This is a genomic window from Antrihabitans spumae, from assembly GCF_043944905.1.
GTDB classification, from domain to species: domain Bacteria; phylum Actinomycetota; class Actinomycetes; order Mycobacteriales; family Mycobacteriaceae; genus Antrihabitans; species Antrihabitans spumae.
The window spans coordinates 109,721-132,871 of sequence record NZ_JBIMSN010000042.1; the positions used below are offsets into that span (position 1 = coordinate 109,721).

The following is a 23,151-nucleotide window of genomic DNA, read 5'->3' on the forward strand; positions in this document are numbered from 1 at the left end:
TTCACGACGCGGGACCGGATGCTGGACTACGCTCGTTGCGTGACCCGACGGACCAAGATTGTCTGCACGCTCGGCCCCGCAACCGCTACCGACGAACGTATCCGGGAGCTAGTCGAAGCCGGTATGGACGTTGCACGTCTCAACTTCAGCCATGGTGACTACCCAGATCACAAGGCCAACTACGACCGCGTGAGGGCCGCGTCCGACGTGACCGGCCGCGCTGTCGGCATCCTCGCCGACCTGCAAGGCCCGAAGATTCGCCTCGGCCGCTTCGCCGAGGGCCGCACGGTGTGGGAAAGCGGAGAACAGGTCCGCATCACCGTCGACGAATGCGACGGCACCCACGATCGTGTGTCCACGACCTACAAACAGCTGGCAGAGGACGCGAAAGCCGGCGACAGACTGCTCGTCGACGACGGCAAGGTCGGACTTGTCGTCGAGTCCGTTGACGGCAACGACGTCGTCTGTCGGGTGACCGAAGGCGGACCCGTCAGCAACAACAAGGGCGTCTCGCTGCCAGGGATGGACGTGTCCGTGCCTGCGATGTCGGAGAAGGACATCGACGACCTCGAGTTCGCGCTGCGGTTGGGCGTGGACTTCATCGCCCTGTCCTTCGTCCGCTCGCCGGCCGATATCGAACTCGTCCACGAGGTCATGGACCGCGTCGACCGGCGGATTCCGGTGATCGCGAAGCTCGAGAAGCCCGAGGCGATCGACAACCTCGAGGCGATCGTCCTCGCGTTCGATGCGGTGATGGTCGCTCGCGGCGATCTCGGTGTCGAACTGCCGCTCGAGCAGGTGCCGTTGGTGCAGAAGCGTGCGATTCAGATGGCTCGCGAGAACGCGAAGCCGGTGATCGTCGCGACGCAGATGCTCGAATCGATGATCGAGAACTCGCGACCGACTCGCGCCGAAGCCTCCGACGTGGCCAACGCAGTCCTCGATGGTGCCGACGCTGTGATGCTGTCGGGCGAGACGTCGGTCGGCAAGTACGTGATGGAGACGGTGCGCACGATGGCGCGGATCGTCCAGGCCGTCGAAACGGATTCGACGCGGGTGCCTCCGCTGACCCACGTGCCGCGCACGAAGCGTGGCGTCATCTCCTACGCCGCCCGCGACATCGGCGAGCGGCTCAACGCCAAGGCTCTGGTCGCGTTCACGCAGTCGGGCGACACACTGCGCCGGCTCGCTCGGCTGCACACGAACCTGCCGTTGCTCGCCTTCACACCGCTGCCCGAGGTCCGCAGTCAGCTGGCGCTGACGTGGGGCACCGAAACGTTCCTCGTACCCCGGGTCGACAGCACCGACGCCATGATCGGCCAGGTCGATCAGTCGCTGCTCGAACTCGAGCGCTACGAGATCGGCGACCTCGTTGTCATCGTCGCGGGCTCGCCACCCGGGACAGTAGGCTCGACAAACCTGATCCACGTTCATCGGATCGGCGAAGGGGACTACTGAACCGGGCAACCGGAGTGACGGGAGTGTTGTGACCGCTGTTCGGCCGAAGACCGATCTCGAGACCCTGCTCGAACTGCTCGAACTGGAACTCCTCGACGAGGACGTATTTCTCGGACAGCACCTCGGTCCGGTCGGTAGCCGGACGTTCGGCGGTCAGCTCGTTTCGCAGGCGATGATGGCGGCGGGCCGGACGGTCGGTGCGGGGCGGCCGGTGCACGCGATCAACGCGCACTTCATCCGCGGCGGCGACGTCAAGTTGCCCATCACCTACCACGTGACCCGGCAGCGTGACGGGCGAGCATTCGCGAATCGTATGGTGACCGCGCGTCAGAACGGGGTCGACCTGTTCGTCATGCTCGCCGCGTTCCAGGACTGGACGAAGGGCCTCGAGCACGCTGTCGAGGTGCCGGACGTGCCATATCCGGATGTGTTGCCGCCGCTGGGCGATCATTTCGTCGGCTACGAGGACCGGCTGCAGATGTTCGTCAATGCGTTGAAGCCGATCGACATGCGCTACGCGAACGATCCCGCGTGGATCATGAAGGGCACCGGCGAACGACTCAATCACAACCGGGTCTGGATGAAGGCCGACGGTGATCTGCCCGAGGACCCCCTGATTCACGTTGCGATCATGGGCTATTCGTCGGATACGACTGTGTTGGACTCGATCATCACGACCCACGGTCTGTCGTGGGGGCACGACCGCATCGTCGCCGCCACCGTCAACCATTCGATCTGGTTCCACAGGCCGTTCCGATTCGACGACTGGGCCCTGTACGCGACGGAAAGCCCGGTTGCCGCCGGTTCCCGAGGTCTCGGAACGGGCCGCTACTTCTCGCTGGAAGGTGAGTTGCTCGCAACCGTCGTCCAAGAGGGCCTGATCCGGCACTTCCCTCGGAAGCCGTAGGCGGCTTCGCCGCTCGTGCGTCTTTTCGGCGGGCCCAACCTCCGAAAGGACTCACGAGGCGCGGAGCGCCCTCATCGCCCCCAGCGCCCTCGTCGCGCGAGACGCGTTGCGGCGGGTTAGACTTCGCCAGCTTTGCCGCCGTTAGCTATTCGCCCTGATGGGGGACCTGTATGGAAACCAGCGTCGACTGGAGCAGCGAGGTCGTTCAGAGCCTCTTCTGGATACTGAAGGCTTTCGCGATCACTGCGCCGATCTTCCTGATCGTCGTCGCGCTGTTGTTGAGGTTCACGAAGTGGGGCCGCGACTTCTGGAATGTCGCTGGACCGTACTTCTCGAGTCGCGACAGCTGGAAGGTCTACGCCCTACTCGGGATCCTGCTCTTCTCCACGTTGTTCGGCGTCCGGATGTCGGTGCTGTTCTCGTATTGGAGCAACGACCAGTACACGTCCATGCAGTTCGGCGCCCAGGCGTTCGCGGCGGGTGACGCCGCAGCACTGGAGGGTGCGAAGTCGGCGTTCTGGAACGCGGTTGTGGTCTTCGCCGTGCTCGCGACCATCCATGTCGTCAGGGTTCTCGTCGACTTCTGGCTCGGGCAATGGTTCGACATTCGCTGGCGTGTCTGGCTCACCGAGCGCGTCGCGACCGACTGGTTGGACGGCCAGGCCTACTACCGAGGCCGGTTCATCCCCGAGCCGATCGACAACCCCGATCAGCGAATCCAGCAGGACACCCTCGACTTCGTCCAGACGTCGCGCACGCTGTCGTTCGGTGCTGTTTCGGCAATCGTCACAGTCGTCTCGTTCACGAAGATCCTGTGGGATCTGTCCGGCCCCGTAAACATGTTCGGGTGGACGATGCCTCGCGCGATGATGTTCCTCGTCATCATTTACGTCCTGGTGACGACGGTGGTTGCGTTCTGGATCGGAAACCCACTCATCAAGCTGAACTTCCTCAACGAACGTCTCAACGCCAACTTCCGTTATGCGTTGGTCCGCCTTCGTGACAGCGCCGAGAACGTCGCCTTCTATCGTGGCGAAGGCGTCGAGCGAAACGGCTTGTTCACACGCTTCGCAAAGGTGATCAAGAACTACTGGCACATCGTGTTCCGAACGCTTAAGTTCCAGGGCTGGAACCTCACCGTCAATCAGACAGCCGAGCTGTTCCCGCTGATCCTGCAGGGTCCGCGCTTGTTCGCGGGCGAAATAACCTTCGGTGACATCTCGCAGACTTCCCGCGCATTCGGCGCGGTCCACGATTCGCTGTCCTTCTTCCGTGAGGCGTACGACGACTTCGCCGCCTATCGCGCGTCGTTGATTCGTCTCAACGGTCTTTTGGTTGCAAACAGCAAGTCACGCGATTTGCCGAAGATCACGATGACCGAACTCGACGATGCGTTGGAAGCGGACAACATCGACGTCCGCAAACCTGACGGAGAAGTGCTCATCGACAACCTCAACCTGCGACTGACGTCGGGCGACGCGCTCGTCGTCAAGGGTGCATCGGGTAGTGGAAAGACCACTCTCCTGCGCACGCTGGCCCAGATGTGGCCGTTCGGCGACGGCGCAATCAAGCGTCCTGACAGCGTCGAAACGCTGTTCCTGTCTCAGATCCCGTACCTCCCGCTCGGTGATCTGCGCACGACGATCGCGTATCCCGCCAAGCCGGAAGACATTTCGGACGAGGTACTGCGCGCGACTCTCGACAAGGTGAGCCTCGGCCACATCGCGAGCCGCCTCGACGAAGAAGAAGACTGGGCCAAGATCCTGTCTCCGGGTGAGCAGCAGCGTGTCGCTTTTGCGCGCATTCTGTTGATCAAGCCGAAGCTGGTTTTCCTCGATGAGGCGACGTCGGCCGTCGACGAGGGACTCGAGTACGCGCTCTACAAACTGGTGCGTGAAGAGGTGCCCGAGCTGATCTTGGTGAGCGTCGCGCACCGCAGTACGGTCGATCAGCACCACACGCAGATGCTCGAACTCGAAGGTGACGGCCCGTGGCGGCTTTCGCCGGTTACCGTGGACAAGTAGCAGCGCGAAAGTCCGTTCGGCGATTGCAGTTCTGGAAGTTGACGTGTTGCGTGTCTGCGCGCACTCTCGTTTTATGGGCCGATTGGAGTCGTACATGTCGTTCCGCGTCCCCGCGTCCGTTCGCTTGCTTCCGGCGGCCGTGGTCGCCGTGTCGATCGGCGTCGCGCTGATCGGATCTGCACCCGCGAGCGCCGAACCGACACTGCCGTCGGAACCCCCTACCGCCGAACCGAATACGACCGAACCAGCCACGACCAGCCCGACGACCACAACGGTCCCGACGCCGGTCCCCATGCCGTATCCGCGGACTCCGCCGCCGCTGCCCGATTCCAACGACGGCGGTCGCGCGATGGCGTGCCCGCCGGCGAACAGCTGGAGTCCGTTCACCGACGGACGTGGTGTCACCGCAACGTTGTTCGAGTACGGCCCGGCGCGGATCACGGTCACAGTGACAGCTTCCGACGGCGACCGGACCTCGACGGTCGACGTCGCACCAGGTCAGTTCAACGTACGAATCGACTTTCCCGGTGTCGACCCGAAGTCTGTGCGTAGCGTGCTCGTGCGCGCGGACGGTCCTGGTCCACTGCCGCCGCGGTGCATGCTCGCTCCGAACTCCCGTTAGGCCCCATCGGCGCTCGAAAACGAGGACAATCGACGTCATGCAGGATCCGCGAGTACTCGACACAGCCGAATTGGAACCAGGGTTGGCCAACCTTCGAAAAGCCCGTGACGCGGGGTTCGACGAAGGCGCCGACTCCGCGGACTACCGCGAGATCGATCGCGTGATCAGCGCATTCGAGGAAGAGATTCGAAGACGGTCCACAGCGGACTGACGTCAGCTGTCCAGCAACACGATCCGTGCGCCGGACGCCAGCAGGTCGGTGGCGGTCAAGCCACACATCGTGTGGAACGCGTCGCTGAAGTGCGACGGACTCGCGAACCCCGCGTCCGCTGACGCAGTCGTGAGATCGCGTCCCTTCGAAACCGCTGCGCCGACATGCACCATCCGGACCCACAGTCGGTAGCGGCGAAAGCTGGTTCCGGCGTGCGCGGAGAACAGATGCAGGAAGCGTGACGTCGAAAGATGCACTGCCGCCGCAAGTTCGGTTGCGTCGACGGTGCTGCTGGGATTCGCGCGCAGCGTCGCGATAGCCTCGACGATCCGGGCATCGATCGGCGCTGACACACGCCCGCCCGCGCAGTCGAGGATCTGCAGCGGGTCCGGGTCCGGGTCCGCCATGGCGATCAAGTCCGATTCCGCGTCGTGCGCGAAGCCGATCCCGTGCTCGATGCTGGCCATCCTCGCGAGCGTCCCGCGCGCTCTCGGTGAGCCAGGATCGAAGTAGCAGAACAACATCCGGTCGCCGTGTGCAAGCACCCGATGGACTCGGCGGGGTGGGATCAGTGCGCTGCGGACGGTCCGCTCGCCGAGTTCGGCGGTCCGTAGCGTGAACGGAGCGTCGAGACCGACGGCCAAGCACTGCACCGACCCGGAGTGTGCGTCGAGTCGAAGCGATGCGCCGAGGAATGCGGCGTAGCCGGTGCCAAGCCACAACGTCGCCGTTCGACAGCAGGTTTCTGGAAGCGCGGCGGTGCCCATGTTCGCCATGCTTGCACGGGTTCGCACAAAACAGGAAGGCACATCGATGTCGATCGAAATCGTTGCAGTCACTTTCTTGGTCGTGGTGGGTGTGGTCAATGCGGCGCCGGGAGTGGTCGCGTTCTCGGTCGCTCGAACGCGCGTCGCGTACGGCGTCGATGTGGACGATCCCGTGCTGACCGTTCTCTTACGTCATCGCGCGGTGTTGCTCGCGATTGTGGGAATCGGACTGATCGTCAGCGCTTTCGTCACATCTATGCGTGTGCCGGCAATCGTCGCAGCGGCGGTGAGCATGGCGAGTTACGTCGCGATTGCAGGCAGCACGAAGGGCGTGAATCAGCAGCTCCGCCGTGTTCTCCGCGCCGATATCGTGGCTCTCGTCGGTCTGGGTGCGGCCGGCGCGTTACTCGCATCGTGAGTCTTTCCGGCGGGCCCGCCCTCCAAAAGGACTCACGAGCGGCGGAGCCGCCTGTCTGCACCGCTTCGCCGATCGAAACTACGACGCCTGTCTCGACGAGTTCGCGCCTTGCCGGTGCCGGGAGAGTGTGATGCCAAAGTGGGGAGCCGCGTCTTCGAACCGCTGGACGAAGCCACGTCGACGCCCTCCAAGTCGACGACGACGCAGTGACGACCGTCCCGCTTCGCCTGATACATAGCCTGATCGGCGACGACAACCATGGTGTCCAACAGATCCGCGAGATGCATTCGCGCAGCGAGGAAGCCGCTACCCGACACGCAGGAGACTCCGATGCTCGCCGTGACCGGTGCAATGTCCGTCGGCGCCGCAATGGCCGCCCGGATCCGCTCCGCGACAGCATCTGCGTGCAAACGCGGAATCACGTCGACGAGCACAAATTCCTCGCCGCCGAATCTGGCGAGAACAGCACCGCCGCGCACGACCGACTTGATTCGACGCGCCGACCGCACGAGTACCTCGTCACCGATCGCGTGCCCGTGAGTGTCGTTGATGTGCTTGAAGCGATCCAGATCGAGCACCATCACGATGACGTCCGCGTCAGCCGCGCCCTCTAGCGAGATCAGTTCGCCCGCATGCATGTACAGCCCTCGGCGGTTCAACAGGCCGGTGAGGGGATCGACCATGGAGCTGTCGGCGTCCGACCGCATCATCCAGAAACCGATCTGCAGAATCGGGGGGATGGCAACGACGATCACGACCGACGCGAGACCTTGTGCGATTGCCATCGCTGGGTCGCCGTCGGGTCCCCACCCGACCGCGATCACAAAGACGGTCAGAGACAACAGAGCCCAGGCCGAGTGCAACGCGAGCGCCCTCGGACCGTGGAAGAAGACGAGGTACAGCGACAGGACGACGAACGAATTCAAGCCGTACATGCCGACGAGATGGTTGGAGTACTGCCAACACACAGTCGCTATTCCGAGGTCGCCGCAGACGACGAACGCGGCCGACAACTGCCACGACGGCCAGCCGAGGAAGATCCAATGCAGGGCTGCGACAAGCGTGAATACTGTCGCGGCTGCGACCATCGCGGTGGGCAAGCCGTCTCGCGGTCCCGACGGCGAGAAGATCATGATTGCGGAGACCACACCGAGTAAAGCGGTGCACACGGCGAGCAGCCACCGAATCTTGCTTTCCATCGCGCGCGGCTCGAAGTAGTCGACGACCCAGCGGTAGTCGCCCTTCGACGACCACCATTCGCGCAAGAAGCCCTCCACACCCCAGATACTGCACTATCCCGCAGTCGGGAGCAGCGAAACGACAGGTGACCTGGTCGGGTGACTAGTACTGAGTCAGAATCGGCCCAGGACTCCAGGTTCCCGATCGCTGCACGTCATCGACGGTCACGCGCGCTTGGGCGGTGTCGGGATCGAGGGGGAAGTACTGCTCGATGGACCCCCAATCCCGGTCCCAATCGTTGTCGAGGTACGACGGAATGGTCCGTGCTCCGAGGAGCAGATCGATCCAGCCGAGCGGTCCACCGCCGTCGCGGCCCTGCCAGAGGTTGGTGATCGTCGCGCCGTTTCGGTCGGGCAGGATCCGATACTCAGGTTCCTGCGCGACACCCGCGTCGGTCGACACCAGGTTCTGGCACGGGAAGTTCAGCCCAACTGCCCAGTCGAGCAACACGGGCGCCTCTGTGCCGACCAGGTCCGTCAATGTCCGCGTTTGCGGGACCCGCGGGGGAGTGACGGCGACCCATTGGTCTCGGTTGAGGTCGGCGTCTGTTGCAACGATGCGAACGGTGTCGGCTTCGAAAGGCAACTGATCCAGCGGAACTCGCAGGTTGCGCCACGTCGGCGACGGACCGATGTCGATCGGCGTGATCCGGCCGAGCGGCGTCACGGTCCGGTCGGGTTGTGTTGTGCCGTATTCGATCTCGACATTCTGCCCATTGGTCACGACGCCGTCGGCGTTGACCGAGCGGATCCGGCCTGCGACGGCGATGGCAATGATGTCGCCGCGTGTGTTGCTCTCGTTGGCGGCGGGCAGCCGATACCACGAGCTGGTCAGCGCTGCCGGGGTCTGCTCGCCCTCGCGGTAACTGCCGAGCACGGGTGTCGTGGCTGGATCGAGTCCGAACGGCAGCGCGACGTTGCTACCGTTGACGCCGCGTTGTCCGGCTCCGCCACCAGTTCCGGCCGAACTCTCCTGTGGCGTCTCGTCTTCGGTGTCGGTCGAGACGGTGTTCGCTTGCCCGGTTGTCGACTCGGTTTCATCGGAGGTGAGGTCGGCTGCGACGCCGTTGGGGGTGAAACCCGTCGTCGACGGACCCGCCAGTGCGTTGCCCGCATCCCCGTCGAGGGGTGCGAGCATCGACTGGTTCGGATCGTTTTCGACGAGAACGTCGTCGGCCAGCCCGCACCCGCCCGCAAAGGCTTCTTCGACGTTCGATTTCGCTATCGAGTACGCCGGGAACTGTGCCGCAGCAGCCTTGACGAAGGACAACACTTCGAACAACACCATGAACGCAGCGGCAATGGTCAGCACAGGAATCCGCGCAATCCGGGTGGCGATGACATCGTCGCGGCCAGGTTGTGGCGGTCGGATGTGGAACCACGCAGCGGCAACCAGGGCCAGAAACGCAAGTCCGGCCGCGAGGGTCGACAAGCCGGTGCCCGCGATAGTCGGCGGTTTGTCCCACCACGGGATGCCCCAACTGGAGACGTACCAGTAGCCGTTCGCGCCGACGAACGACAGCGCGAGCGCAAAGAACACCGCAGCCGCGAACAGTGCACGATTACGGAGCGAGCGCAGCACGTGTGTGCTCACCGCGACCGCGGTCAGGGCCGCTACCACTGCGGCGAGACCGGCGAAGACGCCGAAATGGTGGGTCCACTTGGTGGGGTTGAACATGATCAACGCCATGCCGCCGAGCGTGACACCGACGACCCGTAGCGACGGTCCAGCAGCCGTTCCAGGAATCCGGCCGCCTCGGCGCAGCATCGTCGCCGCGCATACCAGCAAGCCGAGCACCATGACGAAGACGCCGAAACGTCTTGTCAGCCAGCCGTCGGAGTTGATCTGCAGCAGGTACTGGTAGCGCAGGTACTCGAAGAACCACGGCTCGCCCGGGCCGATCTTGGAGTGCACCTCGGTCATCGCTCGCGTCGACGCAAGTGTCTGATCTGCAAAAACGGCGACAAGAATGACCAGCCCGGACGCTAGGAGAGGCAGCAGGAGGGCGAGCTTGCCCACGCTGGTTGAGCGTTCGGTGACGATGGAGGCAACCTGGCGTGCCCCGGCGATCAGCGCTGCGATGCAGATCAGGCCGGACGGTCCGACGGTCAGCGTGAAGCCTGCGATCAGAATGGCGACCGCGGCGGGTAGGAGGCGACGCGTTGCGATCGCTCGCTCGACCGAACACCACGTCAGGAGAACACCGAGCGCGACGATCGGCTCGGGGCGCAGTCCGTTGTTGTAGGGGAGCCAGAACGACAGGAAGACCAGTGCGCTCGTCCATATCGCGATCGGGCTGCTCCGAACCGCAATGCCGAGGCGGGGAATCACCTCGCGACTGATGATCCACCACGCGAGGATGCCGGCAAGCAGAGCAGGTAAACGCATCCATGGGCTCAGCGTCGACAGCTTCGCCATCCACGACAGAATGTCGTAATACGGTGTGCCGAAGGGTGCTTCGGGAACGCCGAACCAGCGGAAGTAGTTGGCGATGTAGCCGGAGTCGTGAGCCGCCCGTGCCATGCCGAGCTGATAGCCGTCGTCGGAGGTGTTCGCACCGATGAAGTGCCACACCACGAGGGTGCCGAACACGACGGCGTCGACCGGTCGTACAGACCACCAGCGCGCAGGGAGCAAACGTCGCGTCGCGCGTCGGTCGGTTCCGTCGAGGCGGTGCAGCGCGACCAACGACGCCATCGTCGCGAGTCCACACAGGATCAGCAGCAAGTATTTGAGGAGCGTCGGCGACGAGGAGAACCGCGAGTCGACCAGGACATCGGCGCTCAGGCCGTCAGGTGCGGCGCCGGTCAACTCGCTGAACAAGCCGACCGTCTGCGGACGCAGATCACCGTTGTTCGTCGTATCGGAGCTGGTCTCGGCACCTGTCGTCGTCACCGTCGCGCGGGTCGGGTCGATCGATACGGCGAGTGCGCACGGCTGGTTTCGCAGTGTCTCGACCGGCGCTGACCACAGCAAGGTGTTGCGCGAGACGACGTCGACCCGGCCGGCCCGGTCTGCCTCGGCAGCAACGACTTTGACGACGAAGCCGTAGCGTTCGGATTCGGGGGACTGCCGTGGAATCGTCGATACGACGACGCCGCCGGAGTCTGCAAGGCGGTCGATCGCGGCGCACGGAATGGCCGCACTCAGTTGCTGCGGCGCGTAAGACACCAACGGCGCCGTAACAGAGGAGACGTTGCCGGCCTGCGGCCACGAGACGTTCGACTGCGCCTGCTCGACCGGAAGGAACGGCAAAGTGAGAGCAGCGAGGACCGCAATCGACGCGCTGAGAATTGCGACCAACCGCGCCTTGTTCGTCGGTCGATTGCTGGCTGCGGTCGTAGCGGGCTCAGCATCGGCCGAACGCCGCACCGCCCCCTTGCTTTCCGTCACGGAGCACCACGCTAGCCGAGTGGTGCCGGCAGACCAGATTTCGCGTGGTCAGAGTCCAGTTATCGACGCGACTAGAAATTCCACTGCCAACTCGGCGATTGCAACTGTGCGCTGGGCAGAGTGGTGGGAACGAACACCAGTGCACCGCTGTCGCCCGGCACGTCGAATGTGACCCGGAAGCGGTACGTCTTGTCGGGCGTCAGCGAAGGCCAGTCGATGGGAAAGCATCGTTCGCTGGCATTGGAGGATATGTCGGGCTCCGTTGCGCCTTCAGCATTGAGAATCGACCAGCCCGCGCCCGACGGTGGACCGTTCAAGCCGGTCGGCAGAATCGTTGCGTCGAACTGCGGGCTCGTTTTCGCCGACACGAACGCGGTGACGATGTGACCGTTCTTGGGTGCGGACTCTGCGTCCTTCGCTGTGCAGGGTAGGTCCGTCTTGATCGCTTCGACGGTGAACTCGAGCTCGCCGCCTTTGCCGTCTTCGAGCACTGCCGCATCGCACAATTCCATCGGAATATGCTGTGCCGGCGGCTTTTCGGTGTTCGGTTTGCGCGTAGTGGTGCCGCATTCGGGGACTTGGTCGGCGCCGTCGTTCTTCTCGCGACCAGGTTCGACAGTCGTGTTGCTTGCGGCCGTGGTCGCGCTCGAAGCGGTTGCGTTGTTCGACGCTGCATCGCTCGACTCGGACGAGCCGGTGTCGTTGCCGCAACCCGCGAGCACGATAGCGATGCCCGCAATCAAGGCCGCTTTTCGCATGAAATCCCCTTTGCCTGGTACGTGCGGAGTTGTTCGGGACGTGCAGTCCTCGCACGAAATACCCGCGCGGCGGGACGACAAACCTGCTTGCCGTGTCATGGAAATTGCGCGATTAGATCACCTGATCTATGATTCGATCATGCGATCTAAAGACGGCACCTCGACCTTCACGGAGACGGCGCGCCGTGCCCAGATCGTCGAGTACGCGATCGAGGCGATTGCCGAACTCGGCTACCACCAGGCGTCCGTGCGCAAGATCGCCGAGCGCGTCGGCGTGGCGATGAGCGTCGTGCTCTACCACTTCGGGAACAAAGACGACCTCGTGGCGGCGATCGTCGCAGAGTTGTACAGGTCGCTCATCGACATCATGTTGCCGTTCGTCGAACAGGAAACGACTGCCGCAGGCAAGCTCGCGGCGCACATTCGCGCACACACGTCCTACATCGCAACGCACCGTTCGCACCAGCTCGCGCTGATGGAGATCGCGTCGAACTATCGAAGCCGCTCGGGCGGACGCCTCGCCGAGTTGGGCGTCGATCTACCTCCTGCCACACTGGCCGAATTGGCCAAGCTGGAGCTCACAACGATTCTCACATCGGGTGTCGAGAACGGCGAATTCCGTTCGCTGTCACCGGATTCCATGGGTGTTGCGGTGAGTGGCGCAATCGGTAACGCATTGCTGAAGTCGGCAAGTGATCCGACCTTCGATATCCACGCGTACGGCGAAGATCTCGTCGTCGCGTTCGATCTGGCAACTCGAGCACACAACGAAACGGGGGAGTAATGGCAAGAATTGTGATCGCGGCCTACGGCTCGCGAGGTGACCTGGTTCCGCTGACCGATTTCGGTCGTAGGTTCGTCGACGCCGGTCATGACGTCGTTATGACGACAACGCCGGACCTGGTCGAGGAGATCGAGCTTTGCGGACTACAGGCTCTGGTAGTCGACGTCGAACTCGAGGTCGACCCGGACATGAAGGATCCGCTCAAGGAGGCAATGAAGCTCGTGAAGCCGAGCGGCATGCGCAAGCTCGGCGAAAATCTGCTTGCCGCACTCGACGAGGTACCGGCAGATGTCCTGTTGCTGACGCCGTTCGCCGAACTTGCCGGACATCCGCTCGCCGAGGCGAGGGGTATTCCGAGTATCGGTGTGCGGCTGCAGCCGTTGTCGACCACGTCCGCCTTCCCGCCGTCGCTGGTGGGTGCCTGGTCTGCCGGGTCGGTTCTGAACCGTTTCGCCGGGCGACGCGCGTCGGGAATGATGGATCGCCTCTACGGCAACACCGTTGCGAGTTTCCGGGACCAGCTCGGTCTACCGGCGAACTCGGCAAGGAAAATGCGGCGCGAGCGGACGGCCGCGGAATGGCCTATTCTGCATGGCTTTTCACCGAGTGTTGTGCCTCGCCCTGAGGATTGGAGGCCGGGCCTCGAAGTCACCGGATACTGGTGGCCGCAACGCCCGACAGGTTGGGAACCCCCTGTCGAGTTGGTGTCGTTCCTCGAATCCGGTTCTGCGCCGGTATTTCTCGGATTGGGCAGCCTGATTCTCGGCAAAGACGATGCGGCTCGTATATCGGAAACGATCCACGATGCGCTGGTGCAGGTCGGCGTGCGCGGGGTGGTTCAGGCCGGAGGGGCGGGACTCGAAGTCGTCGGCGACGGTGTCATGACGGTGGGGTCCGTCCCACACGATTGGTTGTTCGAAAAGGTTGCCGCCGTTGCGCATTCGTGCGGCGCGGGAACAACTGCCGCCGGGCTTCGCGCCGGTTTGCCGACTGTCGCAATACCGTCGCCCGGTGGCGATCAACCGTTCTGGGCGCGGCGACTCGATGCGCTCGGTGTGAGCGCGGCGACGGTGCCGCGGCCGAAGCTCACGGCAGACCGCTTGGCCAAGGCGATCGATACGGCCTTGACCGAGCCGAGCCATCGCGCTGCCGCACAGGACCTGGCCGGGCGGATCGCCGAGGAGGACGGCGCCGCGATGGTTGTAACCACGGTCGAAAAGCTCATCCGCGCATAGCGAATCGTCGCTCGCGCGCATAACGAGAGGAATGGGATGGCAAGCGAAGCGCTGATGGGGGACGCCTTGATCGCTGGTTCGATCGCGCTGGCCGGCGGAGCGATTGCAGTCGGCGTCGGTGACGGTATGGCTGGAGCGAAGTTCATCGAGGGGGTGACGCGGCAACCCGAGGCGCAGTCTCGCCTGTTCACGCCGTTTCTCATCACCGTCGGGTTGGTCGAAGCCGCGTTCTTCATCAACATCGCGTTTATGGCGCTGTTCGTTTTTGCCACACCTGGTGGGTAGCCGACGAACGGGCTAACAGTGTCGCGATTTGACCGAGAAGTGAGCGCTGGTAGCCCGTTCGTGGTGGCGCAAACCGCGCAATGTTCGACGAGTGATACGTCAGTCGGGTATTGTCGCTGCGTGGCACCGGCGCCACCGGAAAGGCAGAAACACGATGACCGCAGCTCGCAACGCGCACTCCGATCAGGTCCGCTCCCTCCCTGGGCGTTTGGTGTTCCGGGAAGAGTCGATCAGCTGGCAAGGGCGTTGCTAGACCACGGCTTTGCGCTACACCGTGCGGCCTGCTCTGCATCTGCTGACGTATGCGTTCCATTGGCCACTGCCGACCGGAATCGTCGATTGGTTGGCGCGGTTCGTCATGATTCCGCCGAAGGGAACGGTGCGCCAACCGGTTCGTCTGGCCAACTGTGGCAGCGAACTCGTGCGGGCGAAAGGTGTTGCGCCAGCTAACGGATCGGGCCGGGCGATTCTGTACCTGCACGGCGGCGCGTTCATCGCGTGCGGCCTGAACACCCACGTGCGAATCGTGTCGACGCTCTCGCGGTTGACCGACGCGCCGGTGTTGAGCGTCGACTATCGGATGGCGCCGCACTCGCCGATGTCCGACGCTGTGCAGGACTGCGTCGACGGCTACCGGTGGCTGCTTGCGCGTGGATATCGGCCGGACCAGATCGTCGTCGCAGGCGATTCAGCCGGTGGCTACCTCTCGTTTATGGTTGCGCTCACCTTGATCAGCGAGGGGCTGACGCCGCCGGCGGGCATCGTCGCGATGTCACCGCTGACCGAGCTCGATCCCGCTGGAAAGTTGGGTCATCCCAATTCGCGCACCGACCCCGTCTTCACAGCCAAGTGCTTCACGGCTCTCGAGCAGATCATTCTGCAAGCGAACGAGCGCGTTCTCGTCGACGGTGTGCCTGGCCCGCTTGTCGAACCGACCGCCGAGGATCTGACGAAGATGCCGCCGACCCTGATTCACGCCTCGGCGGCCGAAGGTTTGGTTTACGACGCGGAGCTGATGACGGAGCGGCTGCAGGCGGCTCGAGTGCCGGTCGAGCTGAAGACGTGGGCCGGGCAGGTGCACGTGTTCCAGGCAGCCGAGGCGTTCGTCCCCGAGGCGCGGCAATCGTTGCAAGAAATCGGCGAGTTCATTCGCGAAGTCGCCGTGTGCGCGGAATTGCCTGCGGCAGGTTAAGGCGTTCAAACGACTGGCGGGAGTCGTCCATAGACTCCCCGCCATGACCGTTCTGCGTTCGATCCTGCTGTTCGTCCTCGCTGCACTTGCCGAGATCGGCGGAGCGTGGCTGATCTGGCAAGGGGTACGCGAACATCGCGGCTGGGTCTGGATCGGCGCTGGAGTGGTCGCCCTCGGTGCCTACGGATTTGTCGCCACCCTGCAACCGGACGCGAACTTCGGTCGAATCCTCGCTGCATACGGCGGCATCTTCGTCGCTGGATCGCTTGCCTGGGGAATGGTTTTGGACGGTTTTCGTCCCGACCGCTGGGACGTCCTCGGCGCTTCGATTTGTCTGATCGGCGTTGCCGTCATCATGTATTCACCGCGTAGCGCCTAGCCGTGTGCAGGCGAGGCTCGATCGGTTAGGACGTGACACCTCCGTCTCCCGATTCGGCTCGCGTTGCGATACGCTGATCCGGCAGCAGTGCCGAGCTGGCCAAGCTGCGTCCTTTAGCCGCCTCGCCCCTCTTCGTGCGACGAGCGTGCCTCAATTACCCGGTCGTTTTCGACGCCGGACGAAACCTCGTATGCGTCACAAGATGGAGTGAAAACCTATGTCTACCAACCGAATCACCAACGGCACGGAGCGAGCCCTCATCGAGAACGTGCTGGACCGCAACCGCGAAGCGCTGATCGAAACCGCTCGCGGACTATCCGATGCCGATGCGCGCCGACGACTCGTTTCGTCGCTGACCACACCGATTTCGTTGCTCAAGCATGCCGCCGCGGCGGAACGTATTTGGTTCCAACGGTTTTGGGCCGAACTCGACGAAGCCGAATGCGACGGGTACTCGCGGCGCGACGTTGGCACGTTCGCAGTCGACGACGACGAGTCGGTGGAGGACGTCATTGCCGAGTTCCAACGCGCGAGCCAAACTTCACGTGACATCGCGTCCCGCTTCGACCTCGACGACGCCAAGGATTTTCCCGACGAGGGCACCGTCAGCATGCGATGGACACTGCTCGCGATGATCCAAGAGCTCGCCAGGCACGCGGGTCACGGCGACATTCTCCGCGAACAGATCGACAAACCCGTACTGGGACAGAAGAATTCGTAGCGAGTACGTTCCCCTCGACAGGAAGTGTCCGCCGCTCAGTCTTGGTGATCGGCGGCCGGGAGCGAGTCGATGTCCATACGGCGGAACCATAGCTCGACGCTGTCGAGGAACGACGCGACGGTGAGTTCGTGTGATGCTGCACCTAAGGCGTACCCGACGGCTAGCCCGACGCCGGTAGCCAGCAGTGCTGCGCCGGCCCGTTCGAGTAGCTCCTGGTCGACGGTCTGCACGCCAAGAGTGTTCGCCTGCGCAAGGATCAGAATTCGGATGCCTGCGGTGAACCCATCGATGGTGTCACGGTTGGACTGTTCGAGGGCTGGGTCGCTGCGGGTGGCTATCGTGAAGTCTGCCGCGAGCCGGATCCAGGCTGGTTCTTCGAGGAGCTTTTCCCACTGTTGTTGCGTCGCAGACATTTTGGCGGTCTCCCCAGCGGCGGTCAGAACCGCGGTCGACAGACCTTCGAGGACGTGTTGAAAATGTCTGCGCAGCACCTGCAGGCATAGATCCTCTTTTCCGGCAAAGTTGCCGTAGATCGACCCATGCGTGCGGCCGGCCTCGTCGGCGATCTGGGCGATCGTCGTCGCGTGGTAGCCGCGCGCCAGGAACACTCGCTCCGCCGCCGAGACGATCAGCTCGCGGGTCTGCGCTTGCAATTCGTCGCGCGTCAACGCTTTCGGCATCTGTCCTCCTTTGCGCGTCAACGCTAGCGCGCCCGTCCGGGTGGAACGGCCTTGCCATGCGAGCAACCGCCGTATTACGCTGTAACTCAAATTATGATCTAATATGAAATGGTCATCGCGCTCGACGAGAGCGGGCAGGCAGACCGGTTCAGTTCCCGTACAACGAAGTGAGGGCAGGTCTTATGAGCTTTGTCAGTGAAATGCTCAGCAAAACTCCCGAGGAGCGTCGAGCGGCTGATCGAAGGTTCGACTTCCTGCTCGGTCTGCACGGCAAGAACGGCAAGAAGGCGCTCGCGATGGCAGAGGCACCGCGAATCGACGACGGGTACTTCGGTCCGGACTCGATCAGCTGGAAGGTGTACGAAAACGTACTGGTGGCGGGGATGGGCGCGATGTCCGGTCTGTTCCTCGCCATGCTCGATCCAGTCGGTGCCTACGGCGTGGGACAACACACCGTCTACTACTACGACACGCTTGGCCGGACTCGACGGAGCCTGCTCTTCTTCGCCGGTGCGGTGTTCGGTGACAGCGCGACGGCAGACAAGGTCGGTCGTGACCTGTTTCGCAAGCATTCGCACGTCAACGGTGAGATCCCAGGTTCCGGTGAGCAGTTCCGCGCCAACCATGTCGAAGCGTTGAAGTTCACTTACATCGCGGGCTGGCAGCTGCTGTGGCGCGCATACAAGGCTTACGGCGATCCGAACGCGACCGCTGAAGACGAGCGCCAGTTCTACGCCGAACAGCACATCGTCGCCGAGCTGTTGGGAATCCCCACCGGAGAACTACCCCTTACCCCTGAAGATGTGGACGCCTGGGTGGCGAACGCCGAGCCGAACATCATGGCGTTCACCCGCCCGGCTCAAGAAATCCTCGACTTCCTCACGTCGCCGCCATGGACTCCGGTGTGGCCCCTCGGCGCGATCAATCCCTTTGTGCGCATTCTGTTCTGGGCGTCAGTCCCTCTGATGAGTCCGTACGTACGTGAAATCGGCGGACTCGCGAACATACCGTTGCGCACCAAGCTGTCCGCTGTCGTCATCAAGCAGGTCGCCAAAGTCGTAAACCACCCGATCGTCGACCACTTGATCGTGCCGTTCGTCGGGTACGAGATGTGGGGCTATGCGCACAACGCCCTCCGTCATGCGCCGGAGACCGGCCGGGTTCCCTTCACCCACAACCCCGGTCTCACCCTCCAACAAGGCAAGGGCGGCACGTTGCAACACACGATTGGTCAACAGGCACATGCAGGATTGCAGGAGGCCAAGCGATGAGCCGAGTCGATGTGATCTCCACCGAACGACTCCTCGATGACCGTCACCACCACCACGAGATACGGGACTTCTGGCAGAACGGTCCGGTAGCGCTGGTATTCCTGCGCCAGTTCGGCAGCGCGTTCGCGCTGAAACAAGCCGTCGACCTCAACACGAGTTACGACGCCATCACGGCAGCCGGCGCCAATGTCGTCTTGATCGGACTCGGAACCCCCATCCAGGCGTTCACATTTCGCAAACGCGCCGAAACCAGGTTCCCGATCCTGACGACCGCCGACCAGTCGCTGTATCGCACCATGGGACTCACCCGAGCGTGGCGCGCTTCGCACGGTCCGACAAACATCGCCCCCCTTGATCGGTCTGGTTCGGAATGGGGTCTACCCGTATCAAAGGACGGGCGACAATGCACAACTCGGAGGTGCGTTCGTCGCCGCACGCGGAGGTGCACAAGTGGTTTGGGAATTCCGCGCCCACCGGGCGAGCGACATCGCCCCCGCGGACGAGATTGTCGAGGCACTACTGACAGCGAGTGCACGCATTGTTACGCCCTGAAGGTGGACGGCGACGTTCGGTCTCGGAGCAGCTTTGCCGGGTGTGCTGCGCTAGGGGCCACCGAGGATCCCGTATTGCATGTCCCTCCCGCGCCAATGCACAAAGAGGCCCATGTGCAGTTCGGCCCCCTCGAGTCCGTAGATCGACTGGCCGAACGGGGTCAGTGATCCTATTTTCTCGTAGCTGCGTCCGGACCGAGGCGGAAGCGTCTCAGTCGGTTCGAAGTAGTTTGGTTGATAAATGCGACCTTCGAAGCGAAAGGCATTGGGCGGGCTGAACATCCAGTTCGGGTTCGAATACGTGACGCCGAAACCGACGTAGACAATCGCGAACACTGCCAGCGTGGACAGCAAGAGCCCGTCTCTGATCCGCCGCCATTTCGGACCTGCCATGCCTCGGTCCTTCCGTGAACCAGTTGGTGAACACGTCGATTCTCGCTGTCAACGAGTATGCGCTTCGAAGAAATCCCAGATCACGTCGTTTGCGACTACAGCATCGGTGACGGGACCGAGAAGCCCTGTGAGAGCGTCCATCCCATTGCTGCCGGGCCACGTGTGCTCGCCGCCGTCGATGACGTACAGCTCGACGACTGTGCCGTTCGTGCAGCCGGACCACGCCTTTCGGGTGACTCCGTCGGTGACCGGTGCATCGATCGGCCCGACGGTGCAGCCGTCGTGGTCTGCCCACGCCTGTGACGATTGGAGTGCACCGTCTCGACGGCCCATGAACAACATGCCTGCCGTCGTCTCCTCGGTGAGTCCGAGTTCGCCTGCGCCACTGCCGACTCCACCGTCGAAGGGGATGAACCGGTCGGACGTGCCGTGGAAGGAGAGCACCGGAAGCGGTTTGGACGGTGAACAGGAGGTGGGGTTGTAGAGGCCCGAGACTGTAACCAGTGCGGCGAACCGGTCAGTTTGGTCGCAGGCCAGGATCGAGCCGAACACCCCGCCGACGGCGAAGCCCATAACCAACACCCGATCGGTATCGATACAGGCGGCGGCCTCAACGTCGTCGAGCAGGTCGCTGACGAACAGCTGGTCGTCCGTCCACCCCGGTTTGTCGACGTAGTTCCAGGTGAGTAGCGGTCCGGCACCGTTCACCGGCTCGGGCGTGATCACGACGGCGCCGACGTCATCGGCCTTCACTCTCCCGGCGGCGTCGGCCTTGGTGAACCCGCTGAACGACTCTTCGGTGCTTGCGGGTGAGTAGGCGGTCAGATCGAGCACGAGCGGAACTGCCTTGCCCGGCAACATTTCTTGGGGCACATAGCGGATGTAGGTGCGTTCGCGGCCGCCGCTGGTCATGGTGACTTCCGTGCGACCTGCTGCGGGCGGGCTGACTGTGCAGCCGTCGGATCCCTGCGACGCGATAGCCGTCGATGCTTCCCCGCCGCGATCACCGTGGTCATCGGAACAGGCAGCAAGTGCCAGCACAAGGAGAAGCGACGAGAGAATGGGAACCGGACGTAAAGGATTCATCAGGCGCGACGGTACGCCTCGGATGGAGGCGGTGATCGGTGCGCAGGATGCGCACGGTGTCTACCCCAGCTCTGTCGGCTGAATCGGTTCGATGGTCATATGAAGCGCGCTTCGCTCCGGTGCGTCGACGGCTCGAATCGCGGATGGCAACTCGGGGGAGTCGAGTGGAACGATCCGTGGAGCAGAAAGTCGGTAGCGCGCGCCGCGGTGGGTCATCGAAGCCGAACCGGCGTTCTGTAGGTTTCTCACCCAATCGGACTGTGTGCCGTAGTTCAGGACCACGTGCATCGAACTGTCCTCTACGAAAGCCATTACAGGCGTTCGGTATTGGTTGCCGGACTTCCGTCCGGTGTGCTCGATCAGAGCGTAGTAGGGCAGTCGGTGGGCCCACCGTCGTTGAACGGGATTGGTGACGTGCTTGTTGAACTTCGCCAACGACCGCATCTTGTCCGGACCCAGCAATGTCGACACTCTCATGGCACGCGCAGCAACGAAATCCGCAATACGGCTCGCCATCAGTAATCCCCAATCCATCGGCGCAAGTCGAAGTGTGCCACGCTCAACCGAGCGCCGCTGCGAAGGTTCTCGCTGCAGCGATGTCGTTGTCGTCGGGGTGGCCTTTGCTGACCCCGCCGAGCAATTTGAATGGCCCCCACGTGTCCAGGCCACGGCAGTTGAAGGAACCGACGACCCGGAAACCTTGGTGTTCGAGAACGCTGGCCAGCCGTCGGGTGTATCGCCGAAATGGTGTCTCCGGCAGACCGCTCGTCCCGAATGTGAACGCGTCACGGCCGGACATGTCGGGAAGGCTGCGGATGCACTCCGCGAGTCGCTTGTCGTAGCTCATCCAATAAACCCCGGACCCGAATCCGACCCGATCAGCTTCCATCAACACGTCTGGTGTTGCATCCTCGGGACTCACCACTCGCGCATCGAGCACCTCGCCGAGCGCAGTCGCGATCCGGCGAGTGTTCGCATGTGGCGACTTGGACGAAGTAACCAGAACCGTCTTCACTACGTGCCCACCTTCTGTAGTCGGATCGATCTTTTCAGAAACTAGACACCGCGGCCGGCTGGAGTGTGACAGTCGTTCGCGAGATTTGAATGTGACAGGAAATCTCACCGTGCCTTAGGTGTCCCGCTCACCTGCAGTTTTTGCGTCGAAGCGCTGCGTCGATGTCCAGCCTCGAACGGCTGCTAGGAACTCCTCGGCAGCATCGGACTCGACGTAGATGCCGGCGCCTTCGACGATCACGGTCGTGTGGTCGGTAAAGGTCGCTTCGAGGCGCTCGCGTTCCTTGGCACGCAGACCGAAGTCGGCGTCACCCCACACGATCAGTGTCGGCAGGTGGGCGAGGTCCGTGAGGACGGCCTCGACCTCGCTGAAGAAGGCGCGACTGGCGATGATCTGGCCGGGGAGTATCGCGGAGGCCTGACGTCGTTCGGGAGTGTCTTGCGCCTGGCGGTAAAGCGCGATCTCGGCTGCGGTCGGCTTCCGCCTATTGTGGCCGACGAGGATGAACGCCTTGACAAGGAAGTCGAATCGCCTGGCCAGGAAGCGGATCGCGGGTCCGCCTACGATTCGCGAAAACCACTCGAAATGGAAATCTCCGTTGACCGGCCAGGCCCAGGTGTTCACAAGTACCAGTCGATCGACGACGCCAGGCCGTCGCTGCGTGGCCGCTAAGCCGATCGGGCCACCCCAGTCCTGGCCGACCAGCGTGACCCCGGTCAAGCCGAGTGCATCGACGAACCCTGAGACGACATCTGCGTGTTCTTCGGGCAGATAGCGGTAGCCGGCCTTGGCCGTGGACAGCCCGAATCCTGGGTAGTCGAGTGCAATGCACCGGAAGTCACATCGAAGCGCGAGGATCACCTCACGCCAGAGGAACGACCACGTCGGGTTGCCGTGCAGGAACAGCAGTGTAGGCCCGGCCCCTTCGTCGACGTAATGCACTGTGTGCCCGTCGATGTCGACGAATCTGCTCTCGAACGGGAACAGTTCGCCGTCGACCCAGTCGGGTCGAACATTCCTGGTGGTATCTGTCATGGTGGCCCCCATTGCACTCGGCTACAAGATACGCTTGAGAATCTCATTCACACTTGAGAAGATCAAGCGAAGGAGGAAAATAATGCGTAGCTACGGCCAATACTGTGGACTCGCCCGGTCTCTCGAGGTCGTCGGCGACCGGTGGAACTTGCTCATCGTCCGCCAGCTGCTCATAGGCCCGGCCCGCTATCGCGACCTGATCGACGGCCTCCCCGGCGTCGCAACCAACCTCCTCGCTGATCGACTGCGCGACCTCGAGTCCCTGGGTGTGATCGAGCGGAAGCTAGGCAGCGAGGGCAACGTTGTCGAGTACGCGCTCACGCCGTGGGGTGCCGAACTGCGCCAGCCGATCGAGAGCCTTATCCGCTGGTCCACCCCGTTGATGGTCCGTGGCCCCGAGGGCGACGCCTTCCGGCCCGAGTGGCTCGGCCTCGCTGTCCCCGCCTTGCTCGACACGCGGGTCAACGTTCGTCCATCGGCGACGGTAGGCCTCGACTTCGGCGACCCGCCTCTGCAGCTCCGCGCGACGGATTCCGGCTTCGAAGTTGTTCCACACGACGGCGGTGAACTCGACGCAACCGTCCGCGGCGAACCCGACTATATTCTCGGACTCGCCGCCGGGGCCCTGACCCTCAGTGACGCCCGTGCTTTCGGTGTAATCGAGATCGACGGCGACGAGTCCATCGTCCGCGCCGTCTTCGCAGCATGATCTGCTGCAATCCGATAC

General features: G+C 63.2%; 25 protein-coding genes. 15 read left to right on the top strand and 10 right to left on the bottom strand.

Going from position 1 to position 23,151, the window contains the following annotated elements:
• Positions 1 to 39: 39 nt before the first annotated feature.
• The 5 genes from pyk to ACHIRB_RS10470 all read left to right on the top strand — a co-directional run bounded on the left by pyk (position 40) and on the right by ACHIRB_RS10470 (position 5,222).
• Positions 40 to 1,458, top strand: coding sequence for a pyruvate kinase (pyk, locus tag ACHIRB_RS10450; RefSeq protein WP_395123574.1), 1,419 nt, complete (start codon positions 40 to 42; stop codon positions 1,456 to 1,458).
• A 28-nt stretch (positions 1,459 to 1,486) separates the two neighbouring features.
• The gene (locus ACHIRB_RS10455; RefSeq protein WP_395116724.1) at positions 1,487 to 2,365 is read left to right on the top strand and encodes an acyl-CoA thioesterase; all 879 of its coding nucleotides are present in this window, start codon (positions 1,487 to 1,489) and stop codon (positions 2,363 to 2,365) included.
• Between the two features lie 170 nt (positions 2,366 to 2,535).
• Positions 2,536 to 4,389: an ABC transporter ATP-binding protein/permease gene (locus tag ACHIRB_RS10460; protein ID WP_395123575.1), complete on the top strand. Its 1,854-nt coding sequence runs from the start codon at positions 2,536 to 2,538 to the stop codon at positions 4,387 to 4,389.
• Between the two features lie 73 nt (positions 4,390 to 4,462).
• Positions 4,463 to 5,011, top strand: coding sequence for a hypothetical protein (locus ACHIRB_RS10465; RefSeq protein WP_395123576.1), 549 nt, complete (start codon positions 4,463 to 4,465; stop codon positions 5,009 to 5,011).
• Positions 5,012 to 5,048: 37 nt separating this feature from the next.
• Positions 5,049 to 5,222, top strand: coding sequence for a hypothetical protein (locus ACHIRB_RS10470; RefSeq protein WP_199706746.1), 174 nt, complete (start codon positions 5,049 to 5,051; stop codon positions 5,220 to 5,222).
• A gap of 2 nt (positions 5,223 to 5,224) precedes the next feature.
• Here ACHIRB_RS10470 and ACHIRB_RS10475 read toward each other — a convergent pair whose 3' ends face one another.
• Entirely contained in the window at positions 5,225 to 5,989 is a 765-nt protein-coding gene (locus ACHIRB_RS10475; RefSeq protein ID WP_395123577.1) for an AraC family transcriptional regulator, read from the bottom strand.
• A 46-nt stretch (positions 5,990 to 6,035) separates the two neighbouring features.
• Between ACHIRB_RS10475 and ACHIRB_RS10480 the strand changes: the two genes are divergently transcribed.
• Positions 6,036 to 6,407 carry a hypothetical protein gene (locus ACHIRB_RS10480; protein WP_395123578.1) on the top strand — a complete coding sequence of 124 codons (372 nt, stop codon included), beginning with the start codon at positions 6,036 to 6,038 and terminating at the stop codon, positions 6,405 to 6,407.
• A gap of 32 nt (positions 6,408 to 6,439) precedes the next feature.
• Here the strand turns inward: ACHIRB_RS10480 and ACHIRB_RS10485 are convergent, their stop codons facing one another.
• The 3 genes from ACHIRB_RS10485 to ACHIRB_RS10495 form a co-directional block, all read right to left on the bottom strand.
• Positions 6,440 to 7,684 carry a GGDEF domain-containing protein gene (locus ACHIRB_RS10485; RefSeq protein ID WP_395123579.1) on the bottom strand — a complete coding sequence of 415 codons (1,245 nt, stop codon included), beginning with the start codon at positions 7,682 to 7,684 and terminating at the stop codon, positions 6,440 to 6,442.
• Positions 7,685 to 7,748: 64 nt separating this feature from the next.
• Complete coding sequence (locus ACHIRB_RS10490) at positions 7,749 to 11,039, bottom strand: arabinosyltransferase domain-containing protein (protein WP_395123580.1); 3,291 nt, start codon at positions 11,037 to 11,039, stop codon at positions 7,749 to 7,751.
• A gap of 71 nt (positions 11,040 to 11,110) precedes the next feature.
• Positions 11,111 to 11,797: a hypothetical protein gene (locus ACHIRB_RS10495; RefSeq protein WP_395123581.1), complete on the bottom strand. Its 687-nt coding sequence runs from the start codon at positions 11,795 to 11,797 to the stop codon at positions 11,111 to 11,113.
• Positions 11,798 to 11,936: 139 nt separating this feature from the next.
• Here ACHIRB_RS10495 and ACHIRB_RS10500 point away from each other — a divergent pair, with 139 nt between their 5' ends.
• From ACHIRB_RS10500 to ACHIRB_RS10525, 6 genes are all read left to right on the top strand, one after another.
• Positions 11,937 to 12,581 (top strand): TetR/AcrR family transcriptional regulator, encoded by a 645-nt coding sequence (locus tag ACHIRB_RS10500; protein ID WP_395123582.1) that lies wholly within the window; start codon positions 11,937 to 11,939, stop codon positions 12,579 to 12,581.
• The gene (locus tag ACHIRB_RS10505; RefSeq protein ID WP_395123583.1) at positions 12,581 to 13,816 is read left to right on the top strand and encodes a glycosyltransferase; all 1,236 of its coding nucleotides are present in this window, start codon (positions 12,581 to 12,583) and stop codon (positions 13,814 to 13,816) included. Before ACHIRB_RS10500 ends, ACHIRB_RS10505 begins: the two co-directional genes overlap by 1 nt.
• A 36-nt stretch (positions 13,817 to 13,852) precedes the next feature.
• Positions 13,853 to 14,101, top strand: a complete 249-nt coding sequence (locus tag ACHIRB_RS10510; protein ID WP_395123584.1) for a F0F1 ATP synthase subunit C — start codon at positions 13,853 to 13,855, stop codon at positions 14,099 to 14,101.
• A 262-nt stretch (positions 14,102 to 14,363) separates the two neighbouring features.
• On the top strand, positions 14,364 to 15,293 hold the full coding sequence (locus ACHIRB_RS10515) for an alpha/beta hydrolase (RefSeq protein WP_395123585.1): 930 nt from the start codon (positions 14,364 to 14,366) through the stop codon (positions 15,291 to 15,293).
• 43 nt (positions 15,294 to 15,336) lie between these two features.
• On the top strand, positions 15,337 to 15,672 hold the full coding sequence (locus ACHIRB_RS10520; RefSeq protein WP_395123586.1) for a YnfA family protein: 336 nt from the start codon (positions 15,337 to 15,339) through the stop codon (positions 15,670 to 15,672).
• A gap of 217 nt (positions 15,673 to 15,889) precedes the next feature.
• The gene (locus tag ACHIRB_RS10525) at positions 15,890 to 16,393 is read left to right on the top strand and encodes a DinB family protein (RefSeq protein ID WP_395123587.1); all 504 of its coding nucleotides are present in this window, start codon (positions 15,890 to 15,892) and stop codon (positions 16,391 to 16,393) included.
• Between the two features lie 35 nt (positions 16,394 to 16,428).
• Here the strand turns inward: ACHIRB_RS10525 and ACHIRB_RS10530 are convergent, their stop codons facing one another.
• The gene (locus ACHIRB_RS10530) at positions 16,429 to 17,073 is read right to left on the bottom strand and encodes a TetR/AcrR family transcriptional regulator (protein WP_395123588.1); all 645 of its coding nucleotides are present in this window, start codon (positions 17,071 to 17,073) and stop codon (positions 16,429 to 16,431) included.
• 182 nt (positions 17,074 to 17,255) lie between these two features.
• Here ACHIRB_RS10530 and ACHIRB_RS10535 point away from each other — a divergent pair, with 182 nt between their 5' ends.
• Together ACHIRB_RS10535 and ACHIRB_RS10540 are read left to right on the top strand one after the other, a co-directional pair.
• A complete protein-coding gene (locus ACHIRB_RS10535; RefSeq protein WP_395123589.1) occupies positions 17,256 to 18,344 on the top strand; it encodes an oxygenase MpaB family protein in 1,089 nt (362 codons plus the stop codon).
• Positions 18,341 to 19,063 (top strand): AhpC/TSA family protein, encoded by a 723-nt coding sequence (locus tag ACHIRB_RS10540; protein ID WP_395116690.1) that lies wholly within the window; start codon positions 18,341 to 18,343, stop codon positions 19,061 to 19,063. The genes ACHIRB_RS10535 and ACHIRB_RS10540 overlap by 4 nt, the downstream gene beginning before the upstream one ends.
• Here ACHIRB_RS10540 and ACHIRB_RS10545 read toward each other — a convergent pair.
• The 5 genes from ACHIRB_RS10545 to ACHIRB_RS10565 all read right to left on the bottom strand — a co-directional run bounded on the left by ACHIRB_RS10545 (position 18,947) and on the right by ACHIRB_RS10565 (position 22,424).
• Positions 18,947 to 19,288: a hypothetical protein gene (locus ACHIRB_RS10545; RefSeq protein ID WP_395123650.1), complete on the bottom strand. Its 342-nt coding sequence runs from the start codon at positions 19,286 to 19,288 to the stop codon at positions 18,947 to 18,949. The two genes, ACHIRB_RS10540 and ACHIRB_RS10545, sit on opposite strands and share 117 nt — an antisense overlap.
• A gap of 48 nt (positions 19,289 to 19,336) precedes the next feature.
• Complete coding sequence (locus ACHIRB_RS10550; protein WP_395116688.1) at positions 19,337 to 20,374, bottom strand: CE1 family esterase; 1,038 nt, start codon at positions 20,372 to 20,374, stop codon at positions 19,337 to 19,339.
• Positions 20,375 to 20,434: 60 nt separating this feature from the next.
• On the bottom strand, positions 20,435 to 20,890 hold the full coding sequence (locus tag ACHIRB_RS10555) for a nitroreductase family deazaflavin-dependent oxidoreductase (protein ID WP_395123590.1): 456 nt from the start codon (positions 20,888 to 20,890) through the stop codon (positions 20,435 to 20,437).
• A 43-nt stretch (positions 20,891 to 20,933) separates the two neighbouring features.
• A complete protein-coding gene (locus tag ACHIRB_RS10560; RefSeq protein ID WP_395116684.1) occupies positions 20,934 to 21,389 on the bottom strand; it encodes a flavodoxin family protein in 456 nt (151 codons plus the stop codon).
• A gap of 114 nt (positions 21,390 to 21,503) precedes the next feature.
• Positions 21,504 to 22,424 carry an alpha/beta fold hydrolase gene (locus ACHIRB_RS10565; RefSeq protein ID WP_395123591.1) on the bottom strand — a complete coding sequence of 307 codons (921 nt, stop codon included), beginning with the start codon at positions 22,422 to 22,424 and terminating at the stop codon, positions 21,504 to 21,506.
• An 82-nt stretch (positions 22,425 to 22,506) separates the two neighbouring features.
• On the opposite strand from ACHIRB_RS10565, the gene ACHIRB_RS10570 reads away from it, so the two are divergent.
• A complete protein-coding gene (locus ACHIRB_RS10570) occupies positions 22,507 to 23,133 on the top strand; it encodes a winged helix-turn-helix transcriptional regulator (RefSeq protein ID WP_395123592.1) in 627 nt (208 codons plus the stop codon).
• The last annotated feature ends 18 nt before the right edge of the window (positions 23,134 to 23,151 follow it).

What these genes read in the sequence shown, in the direction of transcription:
- ACHIRB_RS10460 (WP_395123575.1), top strand. Translation starts at nt 2,536, where the DNA reads ATGGAAACCAGCGTCGACTGGAGCAGCGAGGTCGTTCAGAGCCTCTTC.
- ACHIRB_RS10465 (WP_395123576.1), top strand. Translation starts at nt 4,463, where the DNA reads ATGGGCCGATTGGAGTCGTACATGTCGTTCCGCGTCCCCGCGTCCGTT.
- ACHIRB_RS10470 (WP_199706746.1), top strand. Translation starts at nt 5,049, where the DNA reads ATGCAGGATCCGCGAGTACTCGACACAGCCGAATTGGAACCAGGGTTG.
- ACHIRB_RS10475 (WP_395123577.1), bottom strand. Translation starts at nt 5,989, where the DNA reads ATGGGCACCGCCGCGCTTCCAGAAACCTGCTGTCGAACGGCGACGTTG.
- ACHIRB_RS10480 (WP_395123578.1), top strand. Translation starts at nt 6,036, where the DNA reads ATGTCGATCGAAATCGTTGCAGTCACTTTCTTGGTCGTGGTGGGTGTG.
- ACHIRB_RS10495 (WP_395123581.1), bottom strand. Translation starts at nt 11,797, where the DNA reads ATGCGAAAAGCGGCCTTGATTGCGGGCATCGCTATCGTGCTCGCGGGT.
- ACHIRB_RS10500 (WP_395123582.1), top strand. Translation starts at nt 11,937, where the DNA reads ATGCGATCTAAAGACGGCACCTCGACCTTCACGGAGACGGCGCGCCGT.
- ACHIRB_RS10505 (WP_395123583.1), top strand. Translation starts at nt 12,581, where the DNA reads ATGGCAAGAATTGTGATCGCGGCCTACGGCTCGCGAGGTGACCTGGTT.
- ACHIRB_RS10510 (WP_395123584.1), top strand. Translation starts at nt 13,853, where the DNA reads ATGGCAAGCGAAGCGCTGATGGGGGACGCCTTGATCGCTGGTTCGATC.
- ACHIRB_RS10520 (WP_395123586.1), top strand. Translation starts at nt 15,337, where the DNA reads ATGACCGTTCTGCGTTCGATCCTGCTGTTCGTCCTCGCTGCACTTGCC.
- ACHIRB_RS10525 (WP_395123587.1), top strand. Translation starts at nt 15,890, where the DNA reads ATGTCTACCAACCGAATCACCAACGGCACGGAGCGAGCCCTCATCGAG.
- ACHIRB_RS10530 (WP_395123588.1), bottom strand. Translation starts at nt 17,073, where the DNA reads ATGCCGAAAGCGTTGACGCGCGACGAATTGCAAGCGCAGACCCGCGAG.
- ACHIRB_RS10535 (WP_395123589.1), top strand. Translation starts at nt 17,256, where the DNA reads ATGAGCTTTGTCAGTGAAATGCTCAGCAAAACTCCCGAGGAGCGTCGA.
- ACHIRB_RS10540 (WP_395116690.1), top strand. Translation starts at nt 18,341, where the DNA reads ATGAGCCGAGTCGATGTGATCTCCACCGAACGACTCCTCGATGACCGT.
- ACHIRB_RS10545 (WP_395123650.1), bottom strand. Translation starts at nt 19,288, where the DNA reads ATGGCAGGTCCGAAATGGCGGCGGATCAGAGACGGGCTCTTGCTGTCC.
- ACHIRB_RS10550 (WP_395116688.1), bottom strand. Translation starts at nt 20,374, where the DNA reads ATGAATCCTTTACGTCCGGTTCCCATTCTCTCGTCGCTTCTCCTTGTG.
- ACHIRB_RS10555 (WP_395123590.1), bottom strand. Translation starts at nt 20,890, where the DNA reads ATGGCGAGCCGTATTGCGGATTTCGTTGCTGCGCGTGCCATGAGAGTG.
- ACHIRB_RS10565 (WP_395123591.1), bottom strand. Translation starts at nt 22,424, where the DNA reads ATGACAGATACCACCAGGAATGTTCGACCCGACTGGGTCGACGGCGAA.
- ACHIRB_RS10570 (WP_395123592.1), top strand. Translation starts at nt 22,507, where the DNA reads ATGCGTAGCTACGGCCAATACTGTGGACTCGCCCGGTCTCTCGAGGTC.